At 72.8% G+C, this 14,848-nt stretch carries 14 protein-coding genes; 5 read left to right on the top strand and 9 right to left on the bottom strand.

The window, feature by feature from the left end:
• Window positions 1–150: 150 nt before the first annotated feature.
• From CP982_RS30630 to miaA, 4 genes are all read right to left on the bottom strand, one after another.
• A complete protein-coding gene (locus CP982_RS30630) occupies window positions 151–2,316 on the bottom strand; it encodes a RelA/SpoT family protein (protein ID WP_150513419.1) in 2,166 nt (721 codons plus the stop codon).
• Window positions 2,317–2,776: 460 nt separating this feature from the next.
• Window positions 2,777–3,667, bottom strand: coding sequence for a diaminopimelate epimerase (gene dapF / locus CP982_RS30625; RefSeq protein WP_150513418.1), 891 nt, complete (start codon window positions 3,665–3,667; stop codon window positions 2,777–2,779).
• 61 nt (window positions 3,668–3,728) lie between these two features.
• Complete coding sequence (locus CP982_RS30620; protein WP_150515782.1) at window positions 3,729–4,220, bottom strand: hypothetical protein; 492 nt, start codon at window positions 4,218–4,220, stop codon at window positions 3,729–3,731.
• A 107-nt stretch (window positions 4,221–4,327) separates the two neighbouring features.
• Window positions 4,328–5,266 carry a tRNA (adenosine(37)-N6)-dimethylallyltransferase MiaA gene (miaA, locus tag CP982_RS30615; protein WP_150513417.1) on the bottom strand — a complete coding sequence of 313 codons (939 nt, stop codon included), beginning with the start codon at window positions 5,264–5,266 and terminating at the stop codon, window positions 4,328–4,330.
• A 181-nt stretch (window positions 5,267–5,447) separates the two neighbouring features.
• Between miaA and CP982_RS30610 the strand changes: the two genes are divergently transcribed.
• Together CP982_RS30610 and CP982_RS30605 are read left to right on the top strand one after the other, a co-directional pair.
• Window positions 5,448–5,765: a hypothetical protein gene (locus CP982_RS30610; protein WP_150513416.1), complete on the top strand. Its 318-nt coding sequence runs from the start codon at window positions 5,448–5,450 to the stop codon at window positions 5,763–5,765.
• 23 nt (window positions 5,766–5,788) lie between these two features.
• Entirely contained in the window at window positions 5,789–6,064 is a 276-nt protein-coding gene (locus CP982_RS30605; RefSeq protein WP_150513415.1) for an antitoxin, read from the top strand.
• Between the two features lie 178 nt (window positions 6,065–6,242).
• Here CP982_RS30605 and CP982_RS30600 read toward each other — a convergent pair whose 3' ends face one another.
• Window positions 6,243–6,968 carry a class III extradiol dioxygenase subunit B-like domain-containing protein gene (locus CP982_RS30600; RefSeq protein ID WP_150513414.1) on the bottom strand — a complete coding sequence of 242 codons (726 nt, stop codon included), beginning with the start codon at window positions 6,966–6,968 and terminating at the stop codon, window positions 6,243–6,245.
• A gap of 143 nt (window positions 6,969–7,111) precedes the next feature.
• Window positions 7,112–8,617, bottom strand: a complete 1,506-nt coding sequence (miaB, locus tag CP982_RS30595; protein ID WP_372503527.1) for a tRNA (N6-isopentenyl adenosine(37)-C2)-methylthiotransferase MiaB — start codon at window positions 8,615–8,617, stop codon at window positions 7,112–7,114.
• A 304-nt stretch (window positions 8,618–8,921) separates the two neighbouring features.
• Here miaB and CP982_RS30590 point away from each other — a divergent pair, with 304 nt between their 5' ends.
• Window positions 8,922–9,707, top strand: coding sequence for an SAM-dependent methyltransferase (locus CP982_RS30590; protein WP_150515780.1), 786 nt, complete (start codon window positions 8,922–8,924; stop codon window positions 9,705–9,707).
• A gap of 37 nt (window positions 9,708–9,744) precedes the next feature.
• Here CP982_RS30590 and CP982_RS30585 read toward each other — a convergent pair whose 3' ends face one another.
• Entirely contained in the window at window positions 9,745–10,680 is a 936-nt protein-coding gene (locus tag CP982_RS30585) for an MBL fold metallo-hydrolase (protein WP_150513413.1), read from the bottom strand.
• Window positions 10,681–11,015: 335 nt separating this feature from the next.
• On the opposite strand from CP982_RS30585, the gene CP982_RS42175 reads away from it, so the two are divergent.
• Window positions 11,016–11,387: a MarR family winged helix-turn-helix transcriptional regulator gene (locus CP982_RS42175; RefSeq protein ID WP_212669233.1), complete on the top strand. Its 372-nt coding sequence runs from the start codon at window positions 11,016–11,018 to the stop codon at window positions 11,385–11,387.
• Between the two features lie 77 nt (window positions 11,388–11,464).
• Entirely contained in the window at window positions 11,465–12,460 is a 996-nt protein-coding gene (locus CP982_RS30575) for a TAXI family TRAP transporter solute-binding subunit (protein WP_150513411.1), read from the top strand.
• Here CP982_RS30575 and CP982_RS30570 read toward each other — a convergent pair.
• Both CP982_RS30570 and CP982_RS30565 read right to left on the bottom strand, forming a co-directional pair.
• Window positions 12,450–13,880 (bottom strand): sensor histidine kinase, encoded by a 1,431-nt coding sequence (locus CP982_RS30570; RefSeq protein WP_150513410.1) that lies wholly within the window; start codon window positions 13,878–13,880, stop codon window positions 12,450–12,452. The genes CP982_RS30575 and CP982_RS30570 overlap by 11 nt on opposite strands.
• Before the next feature lie 9 nt (window positions 13,881–13,889).
• Entirely contained in the window at window positions 13,890–14,582 is a 693-nt protein-coding gene (locus CP982_RS30565; protein ID WP_150513409.1) for a response regulator transcription factor, read from the bottom strand.
• Window positions 14,583–14,848: the final 266 nt, after the last annotated feature.

Below are 14,848 nucleotides of genomic sequence, written 5' to 3'. Positions count from 1 at the left end.
CGGGGCGGGGGTGGCCGGATGCCTCAGCGACGCGGCCGGGCGAGCGGATCGGAGTTCACAGGGGCGCGGCGCGCGGATCGGGCGCCGCCATCAGCGTCACTGCGACCCTTCTCCCTTTCTGGCCTCGCCACGCCCCCTCTAGGACGTCGCCTAGGACGTCGCCGCGGCCCGGTGCTGCGCCCTGCTCACGTCGTACACGCCGGGTACGTTCCGCATCGCGCGCATCAGGTCGAGCAGGTGGGCGGCGTCCGGGAGTTGCAGGGTGTACGTGTGGCGGACGCGCTGCTGGCTGGGGGGCTCCACGGTCGCCGAGATGATGGCGGCGCCCTCCAGGGCGATGGCTTCGGTGAGGTCGGCGAGGAGGTGCGGCCTGCCGAACGACTCGGCGATGAGCGTGACCCGGCACTCGGCGCTGTCGCCCCAGCGCACACCCACCTCCGGGCGCCCCACGCCCTTCATGCGCGCCACCGCGGGGCAGCTGACGCGGTGGACAGTGACCACGCCGCCGCGTACCGCGAAACCCGTGACCTCGTCGGGCGGTACCGGCGTACAACAGCCCGCGAGGCGCACGGTGGCGCCCTCCCGGTCGACGACGACGTTCGCGGCGGCCGGGCGCAGGGCCGCCGGGAACGGCGGCCGGGGGGCGGCAGCGGCCGTCGCCGGGGGCAGGTCCGCCGGCGCGGGCTGGCTGGGGGCCGGGGTCGGGTGCGAGGCGAGCCAGCGCCGGATGGCGATCCGCGCGGCAGGCGTCCGCGCGTGGTCGAGCCACTCGCGCGAGGGCCCGGAGGACGGGTCCTGCCCCATGAGGAGCTGGACCGAGTCGCCGTCCCGCAGGACCGTGCTGAGCGTCGCGAGGCGGCCGTTCACGCGCGCGCCGATGCAGGCGTGGGCGTCCTCGCCGTACTGGGCGTACGCGGCGTCGACGCAGCTCGCGCCCGCGGGCAGCCCGAGGGTGCCGCCGTCGGGGCGGAAGACGGCGATCTCGCGGTCCTGCGCCAGGTCCTCGCGCAGGGTGGACCAGAACGTGTCGGGGTCGGGCGCGGCCTGCTGCCATTCGAGGAGGCGCGAGAGCCAGCCGGGCCGGGTGGGGTCGGCGCGCTCGCCGTCGACGGGCTGCTCCTCCACAGGGGGCGCGTACGGGCTGCGCAGGGCGACGACGCCCGCCTCGGCGACGCGGTGCATCTTGTGGGTGCGGATGAGGACTTCGGCGACCTCGCCGTCGGAGCGCGCGACGGCCGTGTGCAACGACTGGTAGAGGTTGAACTTCGGTACGGCGATGAAGTCCTTGAACTCCGCCACGACCGGCGTGAAGCAGGTGTGCAGTTCGCCGAGCACCCCGTAGCAGTCGGCGTCCTCGGCGACGAGGACGAGCAGGCGTCCGAAGTCGGCGGGGCGCAGTCCGCCGCGTTTGCGGTGCACGCGGTGCACGGAGACGAAGTGGCGCGGCCTGATGAGCACTTCCGCCGCGATGCCCGCCTCGCGCAGCACGCCGCGTACCTCTTCGGCGATGTCCGCGAGGGGGTCGGGGCCGTCGGCGTTCTTCGCCGCGATGAGGCCTTCGACCGCGGCGTACTCCTCGGGGTGGAGGATCGCGAAGACCAGGTCCTCGAGCTCGGTCTTCAGGGCCTGCACGCCGAGCCGCTCGGCGAGCGGGATGAGGACGTCACGGGTGACCTTGGCGATGCGCGCCTGTTTCTCGGGGCGCATCACTCCGAGGGTGCGCATGTTGTGCAGCCGGTCGGCGAGTTTGATCGACATCACACGCACGTCGTTGCCGGTGGCCACGAGCATCTTGCGGAACGTCTCGGGCTCGGCGGCCGCTCCGTAGTCGACCTTTTCCAGTTTGGTGACGCCGTCGACCAGATAGCACACGTCCTCGCCGAACTCGGTGCGCACCTGATCGAGCGTCACGTCCGTGTCCTCGACCGTGTCGTGGAGCAGGGAGGCAGTCAGGGTGGTCGTCTCGGCGCCCAGTTGGGCCAGGATCAGGGTGACGGCGAGCGGGTGGGTGATGTACGGCTCGCCGCTCTTGCGCGTCTGGCCGCGGTGCGAGGACTCCGCGAGGACGTAGGCGCGGCGGAGCGGCTCCAGGTCGGCGTCCGGGTGGTGGCCGCGGTGGGCCTCGGCGACATGGCTGATCGCGTCCGGGACGCGGCCGCGCGCGGCGGTGCCGAGGAGCGCGGCCCAGCCGAGTCTGCGCAGGTCGAGCCGGGGGCGGGCGCGGCGCCGCTGGCCCGTGGATCCCGCTGTCGCCGGGGTCGGGCCCGGGGGCGTCGTGGGGCCGGGCGTCGCGGGATTCGTCGCCTCCGCACTCATGGGCACCTCCGGCAGCTCCGACCGGCGGTGTACGAACGGCAGCCTGCTCCGTCCGGGCCGGTGCTTGATGCTACCGAGCCCACCACGCGGTGCTGACCCGCTCTCGCCGAGCGTGAAACGGATCACCCATTCGAGCGACAGTTCTGTGGAGTGCTGTTTCGAGTGATGATTCGACTGGGACGAGTACTGATTCGACACGGGGGAGCCCCATCGTGACGGCGCAGGCTCCCGTTTCGACTGTTTCGCTCGGCATACGGGCGCCCGGCGGCACCGGAAGCGGTTGGGCGGTCTGGGTGCGGCCACGTGGCGCAGAGACGGCGCCCTGACGCTCCGCTGCGGGCCGGGAGAGGCCGGGCGCGGCCTGGCTGGCCTCGCAGCCCCCAGAGGCTCCAGGGGGCCGCCACGCGCGCGGAAGGCCGATGGGCTCCGCGCGGTCAACGGCGCTCCCGTCGCGTCACCCTCAGTTCGTCACCGAGGCCAGCCACTCCGGGTCGATCTCGCCCTCGGCGACGATCACGGCAGCGCCCGTCATCTCGATCTCGCCGTCCGGCCGCTCGGTGATCACCAGGCTGCCGCCGAGCACGTCCACGGTGTACGTCACCGGGGTGCCGGTCTCCGCGGGGTCCAGGCCGTCCCTGCGGGCCGCGGCGACGGCGACGGCGCACGCGCCCGTGCCGCACGAGCGGGTCTCGCCGACGCCGCGCTCGTGCACGCGCATGGCGACGTGGCGGGGGGCGCGGTCGACCACGAACTCCACGTTCACCCCGTCCGGGTACGCGGTGGCCGGGGTGAACGGCGGCGGGGAGTAGAGATCGCCCGCGTGCGCCAGGTCGGACACGAAGGCGACGGCGTGGGGGTTGCCCATGTTCACGTTGCGAGCGGGCCAGTGGCGGTCGGCCACGGAGACCGCGACATCGCCTTCGGGGAGCACGGCCTTGCCCATGGCGACGGTGACGTCCCCGTCCGGGCCGCCGGGGGTCGCGGGCTTGGCGATGTGCACGCGCTTCACGCCGCCCCGGGTGGCCACGGCCAGGTCGCCCTCGCCGACGAGCCCGGCGCGCTGGAGGTAGCGCGCGAACACGCGCACGCCGTTGCCGCACATCTCGACGATCGAGCCGTCCGCGTTGCGGTAGTCCATGAACCACTCGGCCTCGGCGGCCAGATGCCGGGCGTCCGGGTGCGCGGCGGAGCGCACGACGTGCAGCAGGCCGTCGCCACCGATGCCCGCGCGCCGGTCGCACAGGGCGGCGACGGCGGCCGGGGACAGCTCGATGGTGTTGTCGGCGTCCGGGACGATCACGAAGTCGTTCTCGGTCCCGTGCCCCTTGAGGAAGGCGATCGGCGTGCTCATTCCTCGATCGTACGGGGTGGGTACGACACCGGCGGGAGAGCGGTCCCGTGCGGCGTCCGGCTCAGCGGAGCCGGGCCACCCGCCACACCGCGAGGACGGCGGCGGTGGCGACGACCAGGGTGTACGCGGAGACCACCCGCCAGTCCGGGCGCCGCCCCGAGCCGCGCTCCGGCAGGCCCGGCCAGGTGTAGCCGACGCGGCGGGCGGCCATCATGCCCCAGCCCGCCGCGCAGGAGCTGATGAGCAGCCCGAGCATGGCGACCACGGCACCGCCGTCGCCGAACTCGAAGGCCAGCGGGAAGGCGAACATCAGCGAACCGACGGCGGCGAGGATCACGATCGGGGCGAGCTGCCAGATGCGCAGTCTGCGCTGGGGGCGCAGTTCGACCTCGACCTCGGGCTCCACGGCGAGCTCCGCCTCGGAGGGTCCGTCGTCGGTCACGCCACCCACGGTCACGTCCTGGTCGTCCGGGCCGTCCGGGCTGAGCCGCGCCCCGTCCTGTGCGGTGTGCCGCTCGCCGTCATGTGCGGTGTCACGAGGGCCGGCCTCCATCGCCACGCGCCCTCCCACTTCGGACTCCACTGGTCGATCGATGGTCGATGATGGCACGGCGTCAGGTGCCACGATGACCGGCGGAGCGTCCCGATGCCATCACGTGATCAGGCTGTGACCGCTCGTTCGACCAACGCCATTGCTCGCCCGGGGAGTTCCCCCCGGTCGGCGGCCGCCCCGCTGAGCCAGTGCACACGGGGGTCCCGGCGGAACCACGAGTCCTGACGGCGCGCGAAGCGCTTGGTGGCGCGTACGGTTTCGGTGCGCGCCTCTTCCTCGGTGCACTCCCCTGCGAGCGCCGCGAGGACCTGCTGGTACCCGAGCGCGCGGGACGCCGTGCGCCCCTCCCGCAGCCCTTGCGCCTCCAGTGTGCGCACCTCGTCGACGAGTCCCGCCTCCCACATGCGGTCCACGCGCACGGTGATGCGTTCGTCCAGCTCGGGCCGGCCCACGTCGACGCCGATCTGCACGGTGTCGTACACGGACTCGTGGCTGGGCAGGTTGGCGGTGAAGGGCTTCCCCGTGATCTCGATGACCTCCAGGGCGCGCACGATCCGGCGGCCGTTGCCGGGCAGGATCGCCCGGGCCGCGTCGGGGTCGGCGGCGGCGAGCCGGGCATGCAGCGCGCCGGGGCCGTGCAGCTCGAGCTCCGCCTCCAGGCGGGCGCGGACCTCGGGGTCGGTACCGGGGAAGTCCAGGTGATCCACGGCCCCCCTGACGTACAGGCCGGAGCCGCCGACGAGGATCGGCCAGCGGCCGTCGGCGAGCAGCCGGTCGATCTCGGCGCGCGCCAGCTTCTGGTACTCGGCGACGCTCGCCGCCTCGGTGACGTCCCAGATGTCCAGGAGGTGATGCGGGACGCCGTCGCGCTCGGCGGGCGTCAGCTTGGCGGTACCGATGTCCATCCCTCGGTACAGCTGCATCGAGTCGGCGTTGACGACTTCGCCGCCAAGGTGCTGCGCAAGGAAGACTCCCAGATCGGACTTTCCGGCCGCGGTGGGCCCGACGACGGCGATGACCCGCGGTGCGGGGGCTGCACTACTCACCGCCCCAGTCTCGCAAATCACGCCGCGACTGCCCGAACGAGCTACGTGACGGCACGGCCGCGGGGTCGTTGCCTGTTGCGAGGTCCCGGCCGCCGGTTTCGAGGCCGGTAACCCGGGCGACGCAATCGGACGCACCGGGCGGCACGGGATTTCGCCCACACGAGTAACGTATGGAGTAGTAATGGGTGTTTTTTCACGTTTCCGCCGCAAGAAGTCCGAGGCGTCGACTGAGGAGGCAGCGGCGGCGACGCTCACGGCGGAGCCGGAGGGTGCCACCGAGTCTTCCGATGCCACGGAGACCGCCGAGAACGAGGCGGCCGCCGAGGACGATGCCACGAGCGAGGCGAAGGGCGAGGCCGAGGCCGAGGGCGGCAAGGACGACACGGGCGACCAGGCGGAGGCCACCGAGGCGGCCGCCGCGGAGAACGTGGAGATCCCCAAGCAGCAGTCCGCCCAGGAGGCGGCCGACAACGAGGCCGGTGAGGGCGCCCGTAAGTGACTCCCAGTGAGGGAAGGTGAATCATGGGCTTCCTGCAGAATCTGAAAGCCAAGCTCGCCCCCGCGAAGGACAAGGTCTCCGGCCTCGCGCAGCAGCACGGGGACAAGATCGACCATGGCCTGGACAAGGCCGCGAAGGTGGTCGACAGCAAGACCAAGGGCAAGTACAGCGACAAGATCCAGACGGGGACGGGCAAGGCGAAGGACGCCCTGGATCGCCTCGCCGGGAGCCAGGACGGCAAGGGCACGGGGGACGGCACGACTCCCCCGTCGTCGCCGTCACCCCCGTCGGCCTCGTGAGCACACCGACGGACGGCCGTGAAGCGCGCTCAGCTTCACGGCCGTCGGCGTGCGCGGGCAGGGCGGCTCGCCAGGAGCCTGGCCGTCGCCGGACCACCTAGGACCCGGCCTCAGCCGGGCCGCCGCCGAGCCGCCGTCCAGGGCCAGGCCACGGCGTCCGCGCCGGGCGCGGCGGCGCCTAGGACCAGGTCGCCACCAGATAGCCCACGCCGTACGGCGCGTCGTCGAAGAGCAGGGCGCCCTGCAGGTCCGCGCCCTCGGCGGCGCCCGCGAGCACCTGCCAGGGAGCGCGGCCCGCGGCCTTCAGCTCGTACGCCAACTCGGTGTCCAGGGACTTGAGAGCTGCCACGTCCGCCGCGCCGAGCGCCTCGGCGACGTGCGCGTCGAAGCCCTCCGCCCGGTGGTCGAGATAGCCGGGCGCCTTCAGCGTGCGGCAGGCACTGGAGTCGCCCATCACCAGCATCGCCACCCGGTCGGCACGGGCGGCAATGCCCTCCCCGCTCTGGATACACCGCTCGGGCGCGAGAGGTTCCCCCACGCCGAGGCCCTCCACGGGCGCGGCCGACCACTCCGTACGGCCGAGCAGCCATCCGGCGACGGCCAGGGACGTCGGGAGCCCGTGCTCCGGTGCCGTACCGCTCTGCCCGGCAGGCGCGTCACCGAGCGTGACGTCGAGGTCCACGCCGAATCCGCGGAACGATCCGGGAGCTCCTTGCGCGTGGGGGCCGCGGCCGCTCTGTTCGGCGGGGCCGACGACCACCAGGAGGTCCGGCCGGGAGGCCGCGAGGACGGCGATCGCGTCCGAGCAGGCCGCGCGCGCGGCCTCCAGCTCGGGGGCGGCGCCCGCGGCGACCTCGGGCACGAGCAGCGGCGGGCAGGGGCAGACGGCAGCGGCGACAAGCATGATCCGCAGCGTAACGCTCCCCGCTGACAGGGGGGAGCGCGGTCAGCGGGGACGTACGGCGGTCGGGGACCGGACGCCCGGCGGCCGACGCCCGACGGGCATCTGGCAGCCGACAGCGGGCCAGGACGCCCGGTTCCGGTCCGTCAGTCGCAGGCGCAGCCGCCCGTCGCCACCGGCAGGGGCTCCGGGACGCCCACCGTGGGGAGGCCGAGCAGTACGCCGGCCGGCTTCGCGGCCTCGGCGGCGTTGCGCTTCTCCCAGGCGTCGCCCGCGCGCGTGCGGCGCACGTCGAGGACGGGGCCCTCGGCGAGCAGGTGGTGCGGCGCCGCGTACGTCACCTCGACGGTCACCACGTCACCGGGGCGCACCTCGGTGTCCGGCTTGGTGAAGTGGACCAGGCGGTTGTCGGGGGCGCGGCCGGAGAGGCGGTGCGTGGCACCGTCCTTGCGGCCCTCGCCCTCGGCGACCATGAGCTCCAGGGTGCGGCCGACCTGCTTCTTGTTCTCGTCCCAGGAGATCTCCTCCTGGAGGGCCACCAGACGCTCGTAGCGCGCCTGTACGACCTCCTTGGGGATCTGGCCCTCCATCTCGGCCGCGGGGGTGCCGGGCCGCTTGGAGTACTGGAAGGTGAAGGCCTGGGCGAAGCGGGCCTCGCGGACCACGTGGAGGGTCTGCTCGAAGTCCTCCTCGGTCTCCCCGGGGAAGCCCACGATGATGTCCGTGGTGATGGCCGCGTGCGGGATGGCGGCGCGGACCTTCTCGATGATGCCCAGGTAGCGCTCCTGGCGGTAGGAGCGGCGCATCGCCTTCAGGACGGGGTCCGAGCCGGACTGCAGCGGCATGTGGAGCTGGGGCATCACGTTCGGCGTCTCGGCCATCGCGGCGATCACGTCGTCCGTGAAGTCGCGCGGGTGCGGCGAGGTGAAGCGGACCCGCTCCAGGCCCTCGATCGCGCCGCAGGCGCGCAGGAGCTTGCTGAAGGCCTCGCGGTCGCCGATGTCGGAGCCGTACGCGTTGACGTTCTGCCCGAGGAGCGTGATCTCGGAGACGCCCTCGGCGACGAGGGCCTCGATCTCGGCGAGGATGTCGCCGGTCCTGCGGTCCTTCTCCTTGCCGCGCAGGGCGGGCACGATGCAGAAGGTGCAGGTGTTGTTGCAGCCCACGGAAATCGACACCCATGCCGCGTACGCGCTCTCGCGCCGCGTGGGCAGCGTCGAGGGGAACGCCTCCAGGGACTCGGCGATCTCGATCTGCGCCTCTTCCTGGACGCGGGCGCGCTCCAGGAGGACCGGCAGCTTGCCGATGTTGTGCGTGCCGAAGACGACGTCGACCCAGGGGGCCTTCTTGACGATGGTGTCCCGGTCCTTCTGCGCCAGGCAGCCGCCGACGGCGATCTGCATGCCGGGGCGCGAGACCTTCCTCGGGGCGAGGCGGCCGAGGTTGCCGTACAGACGGTTGTCGGCGTTCTCACGCACCGCGCACGTGTTGAAGACCACGACGTCGGCGTCTCCGTCGGACCCTTCGGGGGCGCGCACGTACCCCGCGCCCTCCAGGAGCCCGGACAGGCGCTCGGAATCGTGGACGTTCATCTGGCACCCGTAGGTGCGCACCTCGTAGGTCTTCAATCCGTCCACTGCTCCACCAGCCACGTCGTCACCGCTCACCCGTCCAGGGTAAGGGCTTGGATCAGTACACCGTGCGGAGCGGCCGCGCGGCCCCGGTCCGGCGGGGGCAGCGGCTCGGGGCGGCTCTCCTGGGAGCGGGCCGGGCGAGCCCTTGTGGCGGTCCGGGCCGGAGCACCCAACTGACCCCGCTAGATTGCGTGTTGACACCCGCACCGGCCCACCCCTCGCGCCAGGAGGCGATCACGTGACCGGGAACCCCTCCCCTGAGGCTCCACGGAGCGCCCAGGACCCGTCCCTCAAGGACGCCGCCGACGCCGTACGGAGCCGGATCAACACCGCGCAGCCGCACACGGCACGGATCTGGAACTACTGGCTCGGCGGCAAGGACAACTACGCCGTCGACCGCGAGGCAGGCGACCGCATCCGCGAGCTGCACCCCGGGATCGGTGACTACGCGCGCGCGGACCGGCTGTTCCTGGGTCGTGCGGTACGCCACCTGGTGACCGACCGCGGGGTGCGCCAGTTCCTCGACATCGGCACCGGCCTGCCGACGGCCGACAACACGCACGAGGTGGCCCAGCGCATCGCCCCGGAGTCACGCATCGTCTACGTAGACAACGATCCGCTGGTCCTCACGCACGCGCGCGCTCTGCTGACCAGCTCCCCGGAGGGGCGCACCGACTATCTGGACGCCGACATGAGGGATGTCGAGAGCGTCCTGAAGCACGCGGCGCGCACCCTGGACTTCAGTCAGCCGGTCGCATTGATGCTCCTGGGGGTCGTGATTTTCATCGACGACGACAAGGAGGCCTACGGTCTCGTACGCCGCCTCGTGGACGCCCTGCCCGCCGGGAGCCATCTGGTCCTTTCGCACACGATCACCAGCCCGTCGATGCCGGACGTGGACGCGGCGGTGGCCTTCTGGAACGAGCACGGCACTCCGAAGCTGACGCAGCGCACGCCCGACCGGGTGGCCCGGTTCTTCGACGGCCTCGACCTGCTGGAGCCCGGCGTGGTCTCGTGCTCGCGCTGGCGCCCGGAGGGGGCCGACGGCGACCCGGGGGCGCTGCCGGACGAGGTGGCCATGTACGCGGGTGTGGCCCGCAAGAGCTGATCCCGGGCCGTTCCGTCGGGGACCGGGCAGCGGGCTTTCAGGGCAGGGGTGCCCAGACCGTGCGCCCCTGGGAGTCCCGCTCCGCCCGGCCGAACACCACGTCCGCGAAGTGGATGCCGAAGCCCAGCGTGCCGGGCTCGGTCAGCTCGCCCACGAGCCAGTGGCGGTACTCGGCCGCGACGCCGGGGTCGTGGTCGACGGCCGCCGACCACTCCGGGTGGGTGACCTGGACCGGCGAGTGCATCGCGTCGCCGAAGGCCAGGAGCCGCTCGCCGCCCGAGGTGATCTCGTAGGTCACGTGGCCCACCGTGTGTCCCGGCCGCACGAGGGCGCGTACGCCCGGGAAGACCTCCTCGCCGTCCGTGAGCCTGCGCACCTTGGGCGCGAGGACGGCCAGGACCTCCTCGGTCGCGCCGTGGCTCGCGGCCAGGTGGCGCTGCTCCCACTCGGGCTCTCCGAAGAGGTAGGCGGCGCGCGTGAAGGCGGGCTCGGAGCTGCCCGGGGCGGGGTTCCAGGCCCATCCGAGGTGGTCGCCGTGCAGATGCGTGAAGGCGACCGCCTCGATCGCTTCGGGGGCGCGGCCCAGCCGGTCGAGGCCGCCGAGGAGCCGACCACTGCGCAGGGCGCCTATGAGGGGGTTGCCCGGGTCGTCGGGCGAGGTCCGCGGGCCGAATCCGGCATCGATCAGCAGGGCGCGGTCGCCGTGCTCGACGAGCAGCGCGCCCACGCTCGCGACGAGGTGCCCGCGCTCGTCCAGGTGGTCGGCGTACGCCACCCAGTCGCTCTCGGTCGCCGCGGGCAGCCAGCCGCGGGGCTTGAGGCCCACGGCGCCGTCGGCCACATAGCTGACGCGCAGTTCGCCGAGCTGGAACGTGCGGGTGCGGGCGGGCCTGCGAAGCCGCTCATCGGCTTCGGCGGGCGCCTCGGCAGTGTTCTCAGCGGCGTTCTCAGCGGTGTTCTCAGACGTGGGCATGGCCCCTCCAGGGCAGTCGGTTCAGCCGGCGGCACGGCCGTCGCGCCGCCGCACCGACAGAAACGTTAGAGCTAGAACCATTCGAGTTGCAACTATTGAAGTTGTACGGAGTGAGTAGGCTGGGGGCCATGGCGAACACACGCGGGAACGCTCAGGAACGCGGCCAGGCGGGCCGTACGGCGGCCGCGAGCCCGGAGAGGGACCGGAGGGGTCCGGAGACGGACCAGAAGGGGCCGGAGAGGGGCCAGAAGGGCTCGGAGACGGACCGGACGGCCTCCGAGGCGGATCAGGGCCACCAGAGCCTCCCCGCGGCCGACTGGCGCGTCTGCGGGCTCGTGAACGCCCTCGCCCGGCGCATCGAGACGCATGTGCGCGAGCACGCCACCGCCCTCGGCCTGACCGCGCCGCAGGCCGTCGCGCTGCGCGAGCTGACCGGGCCCATGACCCTGCGCGAGCTGGCGCAGCGGATGAGCTGCGAGCCGTCCAACGCCACGTTCGTCTCCGACCGGCTTGAGGAGCAAGGGCTCGTCGAGCGTCGCCCCCACCCCAGCGACCGCCGCGCCAAGCAGCTCGTCCTCACCCCCGAGGGCACCGCGCTGCGCGAGCGCCTGATGGCGTCGCTCGCCACGGAGTCACCCCTGAGCCCCCTCTCGGACCAGGAGCAGGACACGCTCCAGCAGCTGCTGGCGCGGGCCGTGGTGCGCTAGGGCGCCCTGCCCGAAGAGGGCGGCACCTCAGCCCAGCCCCTGGTCACCACAGCGAAGGAAATGGCAGGATCGCGCCCATGTTCGCGGCCCTGCCCCACCTCACCCGACGACGCGCCCTCCAGGGCTCGGCCGCCGGTCTCGTGGTGTTCGGGCTGCTCCTGTGGTGGCTGCTCCCGGTGGGCGACGGGTCACCCAAGGGGCGGATGAGCTTCAGCACGGGCGTCAAAGGCGCCGTCTACGAGACGTACGGAAACCTGCTCCGCGGTGCCGCCGCCAAGGACATGCCGGACGTCTCCATCAACCTCCTGAACAGCCAGGGATCGCTGCAGAACGTGCAGCGGGTGGCCACCGGGAAGGCCGACTTCACCATCGCGGCGGCCGACGCCGTGGAGAGGTACCGCCTGGACGGCGGGCCCGGCGCGGACCGGCTGCGGGGCTGCGCCCGGCTGTACGACGACTACGTGCACATCGTCGTGCGCCGCTCGTCCGACATCACGACGGCGCGTGACCTGCGCGGAAAGAAGGTCGCCGTCGGACAGCCGCACTCCGGGGTGCGTCTGATCGCCGACCGCGTCCTCCAGGCTGCCGGGATCGACCTGGACAAGGACCTCACGGCGCTGCCCTCCGGCATAGACACCGCGCCCGAGCTGCTGCGGCGCGGCAAGATCGACGCCTTCTTCTGGTCCGGCGGGCTGCCCACGACCTCCGTGCAGCAGCTCTCGGAGCGCCTCAGCATCCGCCTCGTGCCGCTCGGCGACCTCGTCGACGCCCTGCACCGGCAGGGGCGCGAGTCGCGCTACTACCGTGCCGCCGTCATGCCCGCCGACGCCTATCCGGACGCCCAGCAGAACGCGTCCGTGCGCACCCTGGCGGTGGCCAACCTCCTGGTGACCACCGACCGCGCCGACCCGAAGCTCACGGAGGGCCTGACCCGTACGGTCATCGACAGCAGGGACCGCATCGGCGCACGTGTGCACGCCGCGCAGCTCGTCGACCTGCGGACGGCCCTGTACACGCACCCCTTGGCACTGCACGAGGGCGCGCGGCGCTACTACCGCTCGGTCAAGCCCTAGCCGCCGGCGCGCCCGCGGGAGCCTGCCGGGGCACGCCGACCGTCGCCTTCAGGCCGTGCGGTTCGTGTCGCTCGTACACCAGGGAACCGCCGCCCGCGGCGAGCAGCGCCCGGGAGATCGACAGGCCGAGCCCCGAGCCCTTCACGTTCTGGTGCCGGTTGCTGCGCCAGAACCGGTCGCCGATGCGGGCCAGTTCGTCGTCGGTGAGGCCCGGGCCGCCGTCGGTGACGACGACCGTCGTCGTCCCGTCGGTCGAGGCGACACGGACCTCGACCCGCTCCCCTCGCGGCGTGAACTTGAGGGCGTTGTCGATCACCGCGTCCAGGGCGCTGGACAGGGCGATCGGGTCCGCCCAGCCGGTGGTCGCCGGGCAGTGCCCCTCCAGGCGCACCCCCCGCTCCTCGGCGAGCGGACGCCAGGACGCCACGCGCTCGGCCGCCAGCTCGCCGATGTCGGTGAGCCGGAGGTCCGCCGCGGCGTGCTCGGCGAGCGCCAGGTCCAGGAGGTCGTCGAGGACCTGGGCCAGACGCTTGCCCTCGGTGCGGACCGAGGCGATCTCCGCATTGCCGTCGGGCAGCTCCAGGGCGAGCAGCTCGATGCGCAGGAGGAGTGCGGACAGGGGGTTGCGTAGCTGGTGGGAGGCGTCGGCGACGAAGGCGCGCTGCTGCTCCAGGACGTCCTCGACGTGGTCGGCCATCTCGTTGAACGAACGGGCCAGGCGCCGGAGTTCCGGCGGCCCGCCGGCCGCCGCGACCCGGGAGGCGAGGCGCCCGGTCGCGATGTCGTGGGTGGTCGCGTCCAGGACGCCCACGGGACGCAGGATCCAGCGGGTGAGGCGCAGCGCGGCGCCGACCGCGAGGAGCATCGCCGCGGACTCGCCCGCGACGATCAGCAGCCAGCCGTGCAGGGTCTTCGCGCGCATGCGCCCGGTGGGCGAGTCGGTGACGACGACGGCGACCACGTCGCCGTCCCGGATCACCGGTGACGCCACGACGATGCGCCCGCCCTCCTGCCAGGGCCACACCTGGGGCGGGTCGTGGCTCCCCCGGGAGCGCAGCGCCTCCTCGAAGGCGTCGCGCACGGGGTGCCCCAGACCCGGCAGGTACCAGGCGGCGGGAGCGTGCGCCATGGGGTACGTGTCCCGGAAGAAGACACCCGCCTTGATGCCGTAGACCTCGTTGTAGTAGTCGAGTTCCTTCTGGAGGGTCTCGCGCCGCTCGTCCTTGTCGCGCATGCGCGAGCCGACGGGCCGCTTCGTGACGAACTGCGCGAGCGAGGCGAAGCGCGCCGTGTCGTCGATGCGGTCGACGACGACCTTCTGCTGCTGAGCCGATGCCACGCTCACCGCGAGCGGGAAGCCGAGGGCCAGCAGGACGCCCGCCATCAGGACGATGAGCAGCGGCAGGAGACGTGCGCGCACCTGACCCCGCTACGCCGCCGGGGCGACGAGCCGGTACCCGACTCCGCGCACCGTCTCGATCAGGGCGGGCATGTGCAGCTTGGCCCGCAGGGACGCGACGTGCACCTCCAGGGTGCGGCCCGTGCCCTCCCAACTGGTGCGCCACACCTCACTGATGATCTGCTCCCGGCGGAAGACGACGCCGGGCCGCTGGGCGAGCAGCGCGAGCAAGTCGAACTCCTTGCGGGTCAGTTGCACCTTGGCACCGTCCACGCTGACCTGGCGGGTGGGCAGTTCGATGCGTACGTTGCCGAGCCGCAGCTCCGTCTCGGCGGGGGCCGCGGCGGCCTCGGCCGCGGACGGGCGCCGGGTGACCGCGTGGATGCGGGCGATGAGCTCTCCCGTGTCGTACGGCTTCACCACGTAGTCGTCGGCTCCGAGGTTCAGGCCGTGGATGCGGGAGCGCACGTCGGCGCGGGCCGTCACCATGATGACCGGGGTCCGGGTGCGCTTGCGGATCTTCCCGCAGACCTCGTAGCCGTCCTGGTCGGGCAGGCCGAGGTCGAGGAGCACCACCCCGAAGGGGGCCGCTTCGCCCGGCAGCAGGGCCTGGAGGGCCTCCTCGCCGTTGCGCGCGTGGGTGACGGCGAAGCCGTGCCGGGCCAGGACCGCGGACAAGGCGGCGGCCACGTGGTCGTCGTCCTCGACGAGCAGCAGTCTCATGCGGCCCTCCTCCAGCCCATAGGCTCCCCCGTAGTTCATCAGTCGTACCGTCAGTTCATTGATCGTTCCGCTCCCGCTCGCACGGGGGCTACGCCCTTTGTCGTAGGCGTGCCCTACGCGCGCGAGCGCGCGGATCCAGCGGTGTGCCGGACGCTCCCGAGCGTCCCAAGGCATCCACGCCGATGGATAAGGACCGCGTCAAGGCCCTTCGGGTCACGGACACGTTCCGTTATGCACCCGGTACGCGCGCGGGGCGCCCCGTTCAC

The sequence above is a fragment of the Streptomyces spectabilis genome (assembly GCF_008704795.1).
GTDB classification, from domain to species: Bacteria; Actinomycetota; Actinomycetes; order Streptomycetales; family Streptomycetaceae; genus Streptomyces; species Streptomyces spectabilis.
This window is presented reverse-complemented; position numbering and strand designations above follow the sequence as displayed.